Source organism: Gillisella vitis (genome assembly GCF_021559775.1).
Classification (GTDB): domain Bacteria; phylum Pseudomonadota; class Alphaproteobacteria; order Rhizobiales; family Rhizobiaceae; genus Allorhizobium; species Allorhizobium ampelinum.
This window is the reverse complement of the sequence record NZ_CP056047.1, coordinates 3,713,271-3,725,517: the sequence shown is the minus strand read 5'-3', so window position 1 is coordinate 3,725,517 and position 12,247 is coordinate 3,713,271. Positions and strand designations below refer to the sequence as shown.

Genomic DNA, 12,247 nt, shown 5'->3' with positions numbered 1-12,247 from the left:
GGGTTTTTTCTCCCCGGAACCACGGCGATAGGCAAAGGGTTCTGGTCGCTTGGGTGATTTGATCCTATTGTCGCTGCAAAGCGCGTTATTCTGGAGGATCACACATGTCTGAAGCAAAGAAGCCTGGCCGTGGCCGCATCTATGGCTCGATCACCGAGACCATCGGCGATACGCCCATCGTGCGGCTGGACAAGCTGGCGAAGGAAAAGGGCGTCAAGGCGCATCTTCTGGCCAAGCTGGAATTCTTCAACCCGATTGCCTCCGTCAAGGACCGCATCGGTGTGGCGATGATCGAGAGCCTGGAAACCCAGGGAACGATCACACCGGGCAAGACCGTTCTGGTCGAGCCGACCTCCGGCAATACCGGCATTGCGCTGGCCTTTGCCGCTGCGGCCAAAGGCTACCGCCTGATCCTGACCATGCCGGAAACCATGTCCATCGAGCGTCGCAAGATGCTGGCGCTGTTGGGCGCCGAGTTGGTACTGACCGAAGGCCCCAAGGGCATGAAGGGCGCGATTGCCAAGGCCGAGGAACTGGCCGCGACCATTCCCGACGCCATCATCCCGCAGCAGTTTGAAAACCCGGCCAATCCGGAAATCCACCGCAAGACCACCGCAGAAGAAATCTGGAACGATACCAATGGCGAGGTTGATATCTTCGTTTCCGGCATCGGCACTGGCGGCACGATTACCGGCACCGGCCAGGTGCTGAAGGCCAAGAAACCGTCTGTTCAGGTGATCGCCGTGGAACCCGCCGACAGCCCGGTTCTGTCGGGCGGCAATCCCGGCCCCCACAAGATCCAGGGCATCGGCGCCGGTTTTGCCCCGAAGATCCTCGATACCGGAATCTATGACGAAGTTGTCACCGTTACCAATGACGAAGCATTTGAACTGGCCCGGCTGGTCGCCCGGCTGGAAGGCGTGCCAGTCGGCATTTCCTCAGGTGCCGCCCTCACCGCCGCCATCAAGGTTGGACAGCGCCCGGAGAATGCCGGAAAGACCATCGTGGTGATCATTCCCTCCTTTGCCGAACGCTATCTCTCGACGGCGCTGTTTGCAGGACTTGGCGAATAATCGCATTCAATGCGCTGATCCCATGGGATTGGTGCCCATCAAACAATGAAGACGAGGGCTACAGCATAAGGTGTAGCCCTCAGTTTGTTGACAAACCCCGATCTCGGCATTTCGTCATCCTCGGGCTTGTCCCGAGGATCTGTTGTTGCTGAATAAGCCATTGAGGTTGTTACTTAAATTGACATGCGTAGATACTCGGCACAAGGCCGAGCATGACGTCGAGGATAAATGCAGCCTTTGTCAGCAGTCTGAGGGCTACAGCAGCAGGCGCAGTCCTGTTTCGTTATGCCGCAGCCGTCAGGCGTTCCGAGGGAATACGGTAGGAAATCGCCTCGGCCAGATGAATCCGGCCAAGCGCCTCCGAGCCATCCAGATCGGCCAAGGTCCTCGCCACTTTTAACACCCGATGATAGGCGCGGGCCGAGAATTTGAACTTCTCCGCCGCATCCCTCAATAACTGCAAGCCAGCAGCATCCGGTGCGGCCAGCTTTTCGATCAGTGCCGTCGAGCACCGCGCATTCATGCGGATTTCAGGCACGCCCGCCTCGATAAACCGTTCCGTCTGCCGCTGTCGGGCGACGGCAACGCGGCGGGCGACATCGGCGCTTTTTTCGGCTGCCATTGGCTTGATCAGGTCCATGGCTGAGACGGCGGGGACATCGATGCGAATATCGATCCGGTCCAGCAGCGGACCGGAAATCCGGCCCTGATATTCGGTCAGGCAGCGAATGCCGCGTGCGCAGGTATGGCCGGGTTCGCCCGCCATGCCGCAACGGCAAGGGTTCATCGCGGCAATCAACTGGAAGCTGGCCGGATAGGTGACGCGGTGATTGGCGCGGGCAATGACGCATTCGCCGCTTTCCAGCGGTTGGCGCAAGGCATCCAGCACCTGCGGCGAAAATTCCGGAAATTCATCGAGAAACAACACACCGTTATGGGCAAGCGAGGCTTCGCCCGGCCGGGCGCGCAACCCGCCGCCAACCAGCGCCGCCATGGTGGCGGAATGATGCGGCGTGCGAAATGGTCTGCGGTCTGACAATTTGCCACCGGCCAATTGCCCGGCGATGGAATGGATCATCGACACATCCAGAAGCTCCGGTGCAGACAACACCGGCAGGATGGACGGCAGGCGGGCGGCCAGCATGGATTTGCCTGATCCTGGCGGGCCGACCATCAGCAGGTTGTGGCCCCCGGCAGCAGCCACTTCCAACGCCCGCTTGGCGCTTTCCTGGCCGCGAATATCGGCGAGGTCAGGCAGGTTACCCGGCAGCGCCCGGCTGGCCGGATTCGGGCGCGTCAGGACCTGGGTACCACGAAAATGGTTGGCCAAAGCGATCAGGCTGCGGGGAGCCAAAATATCCATGTCCGCCCCCGCCCAGGCCGCCTCCGGGCCGCTATCCGCCGGGCAGATCAGCCCTTTGCCAAGCGCATTGGCAGCCATGGCCGCCGGAAGAGCACCGGCAACGGCGGCAATCGTGCCATCCAGGTTCAACTCACCGACCACAAGATAGTCGCCCAGCACATCGGCGGGAATGGCACCCAGCGCCGCCATCAGACCAAGGGCGATGGCCAGATCGAAATGAGAACCTTCCTTGGGCAGGTCCGCCGGTGCCAGATTGATGGTCACCCGCTTGGGCGGCAGTGCCAGTCCGGAGGCATGCAGGGCCGCCTGAACCCGTTCCCGGCTTTCAGCCACCGCCTTATCCGGCAGGCCGACGATCTGCACCCCGATCTTGCCGGGCGCGACCATGACCTGCACATCGACAGGCACGCCATCAATCCCCTGAAACGCAACCGTTCCAACCCGTGCAACCATATCCCAGCCCCCTTGCCGGCAGCGGTCCATCCGCCCCTACGCAATTTCATGGATTTCGCCGGACGAAAAAGAGAAAATGCGTTTAAAATCAATTTATTAAATCAAGTCATCGAGCGGAGCTCCTAACGGGCACGCTGCAATTTCCTGCAACCATAGTTTTGCATGAAAAACAAAGGACGACAAGAACAATAAATGAACAAAGACCCGTTTCGAGGGCAAAATGGTTGTATTTGGTTGCGCTTTCAGAACAAAGGGGAACGCTTCCGGCACCCCGCAACGCCAAAGGTTTTAGAGTTTGTCAGGGAAAAGTGGAAACCGGTTTTCCCGAAAAGACAAACGAAAACAAAAGAAGCGAGAGTCTGTCTGGTTCAATATGAATCTGACAGACTCTCGCAAACCCAACGTGGCAGGGCGCAGGAAACACTCTCCGATCTATTGTCGAACAGGATCAGGACCGCTTTTTCTCAATCGCGTCCCAGAGCAGGCTGGCGATATCGGCGCCGCCGAAATTCTTCACTTCGCGGATGCCGGTTGGCGAGGTGACGTTGATCTCGGTCATGTAATCACCGATCACATCAATGCCGACCAACAGGAAGCCACGTTCGCGCAGCGCAGGCTCGATCCGGCCGCAGATCTCGCGCTCGCGCGCCGTCAGTTCCGTCGGTTCCGGCTTGCCACCAGCATGCATGTTGGAGCGCGCATCATGTTCGGCAGGCACCCGATTAATCGCGCCGACGGGCTCGCCATCCACCAGAATGATACGCTTGTCGCCCTTGCGCACGGCAGGCAGATAGCCCTGGGCAATAAAGGGCTCGCGGAACATCTGGCCGAACATTTCCATCAGCGAGGAAAAATTGCGGTCGTCGCGGGTGGAGTGGAACACCCCTGCCCCGCCATTGCCGTAGAGCGGCTTCAGGATGATATCGCCCTGCTCGGCCCGGAAAGCGGCAATTTCCGCCGGGTCGCGGGTGATCAGCGTCGGCGGCATCAGGTCGGCATATTCGGTGACGAAGATCTTTTCCGGCGAATTGCGCACCCAGGCCGGATCGTTGACGACAAGCGTCTTCGGATGAATGCGCTCCAGCATATGCGTGGCGGTGATATAGGCCATATCGAAAGGCGGGTCCTGGCGCAGCAGCACCACATCCATGGTGGACAAATCGACGCGCTCCGGGCTGCCAAGGGTGAAATGATCGCCCTTCACATCACGCAGTTCCATCGGCTCCACTGTCGCATAGACTCGGCCATCGCGCATGGTCAGCCGATCAGGCGTATAGTGGAACAGCTTATAGCCCCGGGCCTGAGCCTCCAGGCTCATGGCGAAGGTGGAATCCCCTGATATATTGATGGAGGATACATGGTCCATCTGGACGGCGACATTGCGGATCTGGGCCATAATCTTTCTCGCGTTGCATTTGGAGGAAGATTTAGGACGCGGCGACCACGAACGCAACGTCCGGCAGAGGCCAAATTTTCACCCGCTCAAATCGGGGCGCGCGATCCACTCCGCAGGGCATTTCGAAGCCGGTAAAGCGTCGCGATTGGCTCCGGGAAAGGCTTACGCAGAAATGCGATCTTGCGCACATAGGTCTCGATGCGCCAGGTGGCCCAGGTCCCACCCTTGAAATAGGCGATGTCACCGGTCTTCAGCAACCGCTCGGTGCCATCCTGCGCGGTCACATGCACTTCGCCCTCCTGGATCACCACGGTCTCGTCCCAGCCGAAATACCAGCGGAAACTACCGGCGGTACAATCCCAGACGGCTGTCGAACTTGCTTCATCAGGACTTTGTGAGTGATTGGCCAGCCGGGCCTGCGGATCGCCCTCAAGAATCCAGTCCGGATTGATTGGCGCTGGTTGCAGGCTCAAATGATCGGCATTGGCGGCCACCAGCGGTGGCGTGTCTTCCGCTCTAAACCGTGGCAAAGCCATGGCTGCCCCGGCCATGGCTGCAAACAAAAGCTTGACTGGCATCGATGTCCCCCATGATGTCCCCGAATTTTATGGGAACCCTATCAAATTCGGGTTAATCCAGTCACATGCATTTTAGCGTTTGCCCAAGAAAGCGGTGAAGGGAAACGTGACAATCGGCTCTCGCTGGCAATGGCGTGAGCCGACCGGCTTTTCAGGCCTCTACCGTCTCAGCCTGAGCCCCGAAGGTCATCTGTGCGGTGGCAAAGGGCAGAGCAAGGCGGCGGCCTTCCCGGTCGAAGAAGTGGAATTTCTGTGGATCGACCCCCAGCCGCATCTCGTTTGACAGCACAGTCGAAACCGGCAGCGAGGCGCAAAGAGCCTGATCGCCGACAAACCCATGTACGAGGCGGACAGCACCCAATTCTTCCACATAATCGACACGGAATGGCACATAGGGCTGACCAGGGGCTGCAACCGTCAGATCCTCCGCCCGAAGGCCGATCGTGACTTCGCCGCGATAATCGGTCTCGCCCTCAAAGGTGAAGCTGACCGGCCATAGCGACAGACGATTGCCGTCCAGGCGGCCGGTGATCAGGTTCATGGCTGGCGAGCCGATGAAGCTTGCGACAAAGGTCGAGGCAGGCGCGTGATAAACTTCAAGCGGCGTACCGATCTGCTCGATCCGGCCACCGTTCAGCACCACCAGCCGGTCGGCCAGCGTCATCGCTTCCAGCTGGTCGTGGGTGACATAGATCGATGTCGTACCAAGCCGGCGTTGCAGCTTGCGGATCTCGACGCGCATGGAGACGCGCAGCTTGGCATCGAGATTGGACAGCGGCTCGTCAAACAGGAAAACGGCCGGCTTGCGCACGATGGCACGGCCCATGGCAACGCGCTGGCGCTGGCCACCGGACAGTGCCTTGGGCTTGCGGTCCAGATAGGGTTGCAGTTCCAGCATCCGGGCGGCCTCGGCCACGCGGGCCTCAATCTCGTCCTTAGGGGTTTTGCGGTTTTTCAAGCCATAGGCCAGGTTCTGCCGCACCGTCATATGCGGGTAGAGCGCGTAATTCTGGAACACCATGGCGATGTCGCGGTCTGCCGGTTCAACCGTGTTGACCACCCGATCACCAATGCGCACCACGCCCTCGGATATGCTTTCCAACCCGGCCACCATGCGCAGCAATGTCGATTTGCCGCAGCCGGAGGGGCCAACCAGCACGATGAATTCGCCGTCGTTGATCTGGATGTCCACGCTGTTCACAGCACGCACACCGCCGTCATAGATCTTGGAGACCTGATTGATATCGATGGAAGCCATGGGACTGTCCTTTACTTGTCGGTTTCGGTGAGACCCTTGATGAACCAGCTCTGGAATACCACCACGATGATGACAGGGGGCAGAATAGCGAGCACGGCCATGGCAAAGGCTTCGTTATAATCGGGAATTTGTGCGCCCACCCAGACCTGAAGGATCTGCTTGATACCGCGCATCAGCGTGTAGAAGCTCTCATCCGTGGTCATCAGCATGGGCCAGAGATACTGGTTCCAACCATAGACGAACATGATGATAAACACCGCCGCAATCATCGTGCGCGACAGCGGGATCAAAATATCAATCAGGAACTTGAACGGACCGGCACCGTCGATGCGGGCCGCTTCCAACAACTCTTCTGGCACGGATTTAAAGAATTGCCGGAAAAAGAAAGTGCCCGTGGCAGAGGCCAGCAGCGGCAGGATCAGACCGGTATAGGAATTCAAAAGCCCCAGATCACTCGCCACCTTGTAGGACGGCATGATGCGCACTTCGAGCGGCAACAGCAGCGTGGTGAAGATGATCCAGAAGGCCAGCGTGGCAAAGCGGAAGCGGAAATAGACAATCGCATAGGCTGCCATCATCGACAGCACGATCTTCCCGATGGCAAAGCCAAGGCCGAGGATCAACGAATTGAGCAACATGCTGAGACCCGTGACCTTGCCGTTAAAGCCGGTCTGGGCAAACAACACCTTGTTGTAGGTCTCGCCAAGATGTCCGCCCATGGAGAGCATCAGGCCCTTCTGGTGGATTTCGGCCGCCGTGTGCGATGATGTGGTAAAGGCCACCACCAGCGGGCCAAGCATCACAAGAACACCGAGCAGCAAGATCACATGGTCGAAGAGTTTGGTTTTATACATGGTCTTCTCCTCAACCGTAATGGACGCGCCGCTCGATGAAGCGGAACTGGATCATTGTCAAAACCAGCACGACGACCATCAGGATCACCGACTGCGCGGAAGAAGAGCCGATGTCATTGCCCCGGAAGCCATCGGTATAAACCTTGTAAACCAAGGTGATCGGGTTATCGGCGGGCTTGTCCTTGACGATCACGTCGATCACGCCAAACGTATCGAACAGCGAATAGGTCATGTTGACCACCAGCAGGAAAAACGCGGTCGGCGTCAAAAGCGGCATGGTCACGGTCCAGAACCGGCGCGTGCCGGAGCGGCAATCCAGCGTGGCGGCTTCGCGCACCGAGGCCGGGATGCCCTGAAGGCCTGAGAGAATGAAGATGAAATTGTAGGGGATTTGGTTCCAGACCGCGATTGTCACCATGGCAAAAGCGGTGTCGAAATAGTTCAGGCCCACCTTCATGTCCCAGCCAAACAGGGCGACGAATTTCACGAAGGGACCAATGTGTTGATCAAAGAACATCATGCCGATCAGGCCAGCCACAGGCGGCGCGATGGCGTAGACAACGATCAGCAGGGTCTTGTAGGCCGATTGTCCACGGATCACAGCATCAGCCTTGACGGCGAGCACGGTTCCGATGGACAGCACCAAAAACGTCACCACCACGCTGAAGCACAGCGTAAACAGCGCGATCTTGCGATATTCAGACGAGCTGAACATATCGATATAATTGGCAAGCCCCACAAAGGTTGAGCCAAAGCCGAACGGGTCCTCAATATAGAAGGACGACTGGATGGCCTGCACCGCCGGCCAATAGAAGAAGATCGCCACAATGCACAATTGCGGAGCCAAAAAGACATAAGGCAGAAATCGCGAGTTGAATTGAACACGCTTCATCGCGGCAACCTTTCAAAGCAAGTCCCGGAGGCGATTAAATCGCCTCCGGGTGACATCATGTCTGAGTTTTAAGGGTTCAGCCTGCGGTCTTGGCGAAGCGCGCCAGGATTTCGTCCGCTTCCTTCTTGATGGTTTCCATCGCAGCCTTTGGCGTGGTTTCACCTGAGAAGATCTTGTTGTATTCGCGCTCCATCACCGAGCGGATCTGCGGGTAGAAGCCAAGGCGATAGCCCTTGTCCCATTCGCCGCCGGGAAGCTGAAGCTGCTTGATGCCCACTTCGGCAACAGGAGCCTTTTCGTAATAGCCTTCCTTCTTGGCCAGTTCGTAAGCCGCCGTGGTGATGGCAACATAACCGGTGGCCTGATGGTAGAATTTCTGGATTTCAGGCTGAGTCAGGAAGTTGAAGAAAGCGGCTGTGCACTTGTTTTCAGCTTCCGTCTTGCCGGACATGGCATAAAGGGCAGCGCCGCCGATGAAGCTATGCACGCCCGCACCCTTGATCGAGCCCCAGTAGGGCAGGAAGGTAGCGGAAAATGGCATGGAAGCGGTCTTCTGCAAACCACCGAACGAGCCGGAAGAGCCAACCCACAGCGCAACCTTGCCCTCTTCAAAAGGCTTCTGGTTGTCGTTCCAGCCTGCACCGTAATAGGCGAAGTAACCCTCGTCCTTCCAGGCCTTCAGCTTGTCATACATCATCACGTGGTTTGGATCGGTGACATTGATGGTGGTGCCAGCCAGACCGTCATAACCATTGTTGTTGGAGGCAAACTGGATGTTGTTGCGCGAGAAGAAATTCTCGGTGAATTCCCAGGTCAACTGCGACTGAACCAGCGGAATATAACCGGCAGCCTTCAGCTTTGGTGCAATGGCTTCAAACTCTTCCCAGGTCTTTGGTGCTTCAACGCCAGCCTTTTTCAGGGCTTCTGTGTTGATATAGAGAATAGGCGCCGACGAGTTGAACGGCATGCCGACGAACTTGCCGGTCTTATCGGCGTAGAAGTAGCGCACACCTTCAATGAAAGCGCTGCGGTCAAACTTGTAACCAGCCTTCAACAACAGGTCTTCTGCGGGAATGGTCGCGCCCTTGGCGTTGATGATCGTGGCAGAGCCGGCATCGAACACCTGAAGAATGTTGGGCTGATCGTGCGAGCGGAAAGCAGCGATACCAGCGGCCAGCGCTTCTTCGTAGGAGCCCTTGGAAACAGGCGTCAAAACGCATTCGCCTTGGGCAGCGTTGAACTTCTGCGACAATTCATTGATGACTTCGCCGTTGCGGCCACCCATGCCGTGCCACCAGCTGATGTTGGTTGCGGCAAATGATGATGTGGTCGATACGGTCACGGCCAGCGCCGCCATCGAAAGCTTTTTGAACATGGTAGATCCTCTCCGCCAATCTGGGGTGAGCATGCCCTTAGTGAGCCAAGATGACAGAGACTTGAATGTTTTATGACAGCACCGTCACATTGGCGGCGAAACTGAAATCCGACTAAAATACCCAATATTTTTAGGGGTAATGCATCCTCAAAAAGCACCCGGAAAATGTCTCGGCCAACGCCAGGGCAGTACCGCGACAATGTCGCAGCGGATCGACAGGCGGCTGGCGTCCGGTTGGCGGCATAGCCAGAGATCTCCGGCAGCGCGGATGCGGCGCTGGCTCTCAAAACTCACCGCATCGACGGCGGATTGTTGCGTGGCACGCGCCTTGACCTCAACCAGCACGACCAGATCGCCGCGTCGAACGATAAGGTCGATTTCGCCTGAGCGGGTTTTGTAACGCAGGGCGACGATCCGGTACCCCTTCGACAGCAGATAAGCCGCCGCCAGATATTCCGACCAACGGCCACGCCGTTCGGCCCGCTTACGCGCTGCGCCGGATTTTTCCCTCGGCTTTTTTTCGTCAGCCCTCACCCGGCCTTCAACTCCAGCAGGCGCTGATAGAGATCCTTGCGCGGCAGGCCGGTCTGGCGGGCGGCCTCAGTAGCCGCCCCCGCCGTCGGCAGGGTTTGCGCCAGTTGTACCAGCAATCGATCGACATCGGCGGCATCCGGGGGACCGGAGGGCAGCGGCGGCCCGACCACCAGCACGATCTCGCCCTTGACCTGGCGCTCGTCATCATACCAGTCGGATAATTCTGCCAGAGTGCCGCGCCGGAATTCCTCGAATGTCTTGGTCAGTTCACGGCAGACGCAGGCGCTGCGCTCCGCGCCCAACACCTCGGCTGCTGCGGCAAGGGTCGCACCGATCCGATGCGGCGATTCAAAGAAAATTAACGTTGCCGGTGTTGCCGCCCATTGCGCCAGCCGGTCGCGGCGCGCCTTGTCCTTGGTGGGCAGGAAGCCCGCAAATAGGAAAGCATCATTGGGAAGACCGGAGCCGACCAGGGCGGCAAGCGGCGCTGATGGCCCCGGCAATGGCACAACCCGCAGCCCGGCCTCGATGGCAAGCTTCGCCAGCCGATACCCCGGATCGGACACCAGCGGCGTCCCAGCATCGGAAACCAGCGCCACGGATTTGCCTGAGGCCAGCGCCTCGATCAGCTTCGGTCCGACCTCCTCGGCATTATATTCGTGATAGGCGTAGGGACGGGTGGTGATGCCATAGCGGTCCAGCAGGACACGGGTGACGCGGGTATCTTCGCAGGCCAGAACATCAGCTCCGGCCAGCACTTCCAAAGCCCGCAGCGTGATGTCGGAGAGATTGCCAATCGGGGTTGCCACCAGATAGAGCGCTGGCTCGATTGGCCGGGCCGTGACTGGGCGATCATGCAGCCGGAAACTTTTCTGCCCGTCATCCGGCGTATTCACAGTCTCTGCCACGGCACTCATCCCATTCTCTTTTCATTCGGACAGCCCTTGGCCGAACCAGTCCACTCAGGCGCATGACACGCATGGCCTACCCTTGTTATGGGCGAGGCAAGCCGCCCCCGCAAGCGTCCCTGCACGCCAAGGAGCGTGATCTGTGGTGGAAAGCCTCGACCAAGGCGTGCCAAAAGACGGCAGGCCCTTGCATTTTGATCGTCTTTGCTGCCATTTTGCCCGTCCGAATAAAGCCGGGCATCGTCGCCCGGATCAAGGCAAGCCGATCCCGAATGCCGGATCGCACAGGTCGAAAGTGGCAGCGTCGATGCGTATTACTCTTGAACGGTCCAATCTTCTCAAGTCCCTGAACCATGTTCACCGGGTGGTCGAGCGGCGCAATACCATTCCGATTCTGTCCAACGTGCTGCTGCGCGCCGAAGGCCAGAGCCTGTCGATGAAGGCAACCGACCTCGATCTGGAAGTGACCGAAGCCACCTCGGCCAATATCGAGCAGGCCGGTGCGACCACGGTTCCAGCCCATCTGCTGTATGAAATCGTCCGCAAATTGTCTGACGGCGCCGAAGTGCTGCTCTCGACCAATCCGGATGGTGCCAGCATGACGGTCGCCTCCGGTCGGTCGAAGTTCTCGCTGCAATGCCTGCCGGAGCAGGATTTCCCTGATCTGACCACCGGCAGCTTCAGCCATTCCTTCAAGCTGAAGGCCTCGGACCTGAAAATGCTGATTGATCGCACCCAATTTGCGATCTCGACGGAAGAAACCCGCTATTACCTGAACGGCATTTACCTCCACACGATTGAAGCCGATGGCAAGCTGAAGCTGCGCGCCGTCGCCACCGATGGCCACCGCCTGGCCCGCGCCGACGTGGAAGCGCCATCCGGCTCGGAAGGCATGCCGGGGATCATCATTCCGCGCAAAACGGTTGGCGAGTTGCAGAAACTGGTCGATAATCCCGATCTGATCGTGGCGCTCGAAGTGTCCGACGCCAAAATCCGCTTCAATATCGGCGAGATCGTCATGACCTCGAAGCTGATCGACGGCACCTTCCCCGATTATCAGCGGGTCATTCCCCAGGCCAATGACAAGGAAATGCGGGTCGATTGCCAGACCTTCGCCCGCGCCGTTGACCGTGTTTCCACCATTTCGTCGGAACGTGGCCGGGCGGTGAAGCTCGCTATCGGCGACGGCCATCTGATGTTGACCGTCAACAACCCGGATTCGGGCAGCGCCACCGAGGAAGTTGCCGTCGGCTACGAAAGCGATGCGATGGAAATCGGCTTCAACGCCAAATATCTGCTCGACATCACCGCGCAGCTGTCCGGCGAAGAAGCGATTTTCCTTCTGGCCGATGCCGGATCGCCGACCCTGATCCGCGATACCGCCGGTGATGATGCGCTTTATGTGCTGATGCCGATGCGCGTTTAGACCATCCGTCTCTGCCATCAATCAATAACGCCGTCTCGTGCGCAAGCCGGGGCGGCGTTTCTGTTTTACCTGACCCGGAAAGCGCTGGCTGAATTGCGTCTTTTGCAACACCGTCCGACTTGGGTGAGACACAAAAT

11 protein-coding genes are annotated in these 12,247 nt (G+C 58.5%); 2 read left to right on the top strand and 9 right to left on the bottom strand.

Features of this window, described 5'->3' with window-relative positions:
- The first annotated feature begins 104 nt into the window (after window positions 1–104).
- Window positions 105–1,073, top strand: coding sequence for a cysteine synthase A (gene cysK / locus AVCG78_RS17180; RefSeq protein ID WP_012654775.1), 969 nt, complete (start codon window positions 105–107; stop codon window positions 1,071–1,073).
- A 283-nt stretch (window positions 1,074–1,356) separates the two neighbouring features.
- On the opposite strand, the gene AVCG78_RS17175 is transcribed toward cysK, so the two are convergent.
- From AVCG78_RS17175 to rsmI, 9 genes are all read right to left on the bottom strand, one after another.
- A complete protein-coding gene (locus AVCG78_RS17175; RefSeq protein ID WP_012654774.1) occupies window positions 1,357–2,889 on the bottom strand; it encodes a YifB family Mg chelatase-like AAA ATPase in 1,533 nt (510 codons plus the stop codon).
- Between the two features lie 448 nt (window positions 2,890–3,337).
- The gene (gene gshB / locus AVCG78_RS17170; RefSeq protein WP_071202501.1) at window positions 3,338–4,285 is read right to left on the bottom strand and encodes a glutathione synthase; all 948 of its coding nucleotides are present in this window, start codon (window positions 4,283–4,285) and stop codon (window positions 3,338–3,340) included.
- 86 nt (window positions 4,286–4,371) lie between these two features.
- Window positions 4,372–4,863 carry a cupin domain-containing protein gene (locus AVCG78_RS17165; protein ID WP_012654772.1) on the bottom strand — a complete coding sequence of 164 codons (492 nt, stop codon included), beginning with the start codon at window positions 4,861–4,863 and terminating at the stop codon, window positions 4,372–4,374.
- A gap of 151 nt (window positions 4,864–5,014) precedes the next feature.
- Complete coding sequence (locus AVCG78_RS17160; protein ID WP_071202499.1) at window positions 5,015–6,121, bottom strand: sn-glycerol-3-phosphate import ATP-binding protein UgpC; 1,107 nt, start codon at window positions 6,119–6,121, stop codon at window positions 5,015–5,017.
- A gap of 11 nt (window positions 6,122–6,132) precedes the next feature.
- Window positions 6,133–6,975 carry a sn-glycerol-3-phosphate ABC transporter permease UgpE gene (ugpE, locus tag AVCG78_RS17155; RefSeq protein WP_012654770.1) on the bottom strand — a complete coding sequence of 281 codons (843 nt, stop codon included), beginning with the start codon at window positions 6,973–6,975 and terminating at the stop codon, window positions 6,133–6,135.
- Between the two features lie 10 nt (window positions 6,976–6,985).
- Entirely contained in the window at window positions 6,986–7,867 is an 882-nt protein-coding gene (locus tag AVCG78_RS17150) for an ABC transporter permease subunit (RefSeq protein WP_071202497.1), read from the bottom strand.
- Between the two features lie 76 nt (window positions 7,868–7,943).
- Window positions 7,944–9,242, bottom strand: coding sequence for an extracellular solute-binding protein (locus tag AVCG78_RS17145; protein ID WP_012654768.1), 1,299 nt, complete (start codon window positions 9,240–9,242; stop codon window positions 7,944–7,946).
- 147 nt (window positions 9,243–9,389) lie between these two features.
- Window positions 9,390–9,776, bottom strand: a complete 387-nt coding sequence (locus AVCG78_RS17140; RefSeq protein WP_012654767.1) for a YraN family protein — start codon at window positions 9,774–9,776, stop codon at window positions 9,390–9,392.
- Window positions 9,773–10,693, bottom strand: coding sequence for a 16S rRNA (cytidine(1402)-2'-O)-methyltransferase (gene rsmI / locus AVCG78_RS17135; protein WP_071202495.1), 921 nt, complete (start codon window positions 10,691–10,693; stop codon window positions 9,773–9,775). Before rsmI ends, AVCG78_RS17140 begins: the two co-directional genes overlap by 4 nt.
- A gap of 298 nt (window positions 10,694–10,991) precedes the next feature.
- Between rsmI and dnaN the strand changes: the two genes are divergently transcribed.
- Window positions 10,992–12,110: a DNA polymerase III subunit beta gene (gene dnaN, locus AVCG78_RS17130; protein WP_071202794.1), complete on the top strand. Its 1,119-nt coding sequence runs from the start codon at window positions 10,992–10,994 to the stop codon at window positions 12,108–12,110.
- Window positions 12,111–12,247 lie beyond the last annotated feature (137 nt).

Excerpts from the sequence above, each read along its gene's own strand:
- AVCG78_RS17150 (WP_071202497.1), bottom strand. The coding sequence starts at position 7,867 with ATGAAGCGTGTTCAATTCAACTCGCGATTTCTGCCTTATGTCTTTTTG.
- gshB (WP_071202501.1), bottom strand. The coding sequence starts at position 4,285 with ATGGCCCAGATCCGCAATGTCGCCGTCCAGATGGACCATGTATCCTCC.
- AVCG78_RS17160 (WP_071202499.1), bottom strand. The coding sequence starts at position 6,121 with ATGGCTTCCATCGATATCAATCAGGTCTCCAAGATCTATGACGGCGGT.
- AVCG78_RS17175 (WP_012654774.1), bottom strand. The coding sequence starts at position 2,889 with ATGGTTGCACGGGTTGGAACGGTTGCGTTTCAGGGGATTGATGGCGTG.
- AVCG78_RS17165 (WP_012654772.1), bottom strand. The coding sequence starts at position 4,863 with ATGCCAGTCAAGCTTTTGTTTGCAGCCATGGCCGGGGCAGCCATGGCT.
- rsmI (WP_071202495.1), bottom strand. The coding sequence starts at position 10,693 with ATGAGTGCCGTGGCAGAGACTGTGAATACGCCGGATGACGGGCAGAAA.
- ugpE (WP_012654770.1), bottom strand. The coding sequence starts at position 6,975 with ATGTATAAAACCAAACTCTTCGACCATGTGATCTTGCTGCTCGGTGTT.
- dnaN (WP_071202794.1), top strand. The coding sequence starts at position 10,992 with ATGCGTATTACTCTTGAACGGTCCAATCTTCTCAAGTCCCTGAACCAT.
- cysK (WP_012654775.1), top strand. The coding sequence starts at position 105 with ATGTCTGAAGCAAAGAAGCCTGGCCGTGGCCGCATCTATGGCTCGATC.
- AVCG78_RS17145 (WP_012654768.1), bottom strand. The coding sequence starts at position 9,242 with ATGTTCAAAAAGCTTTCGATGGCGGCGCTGGCCGTGACCGTATCGACC.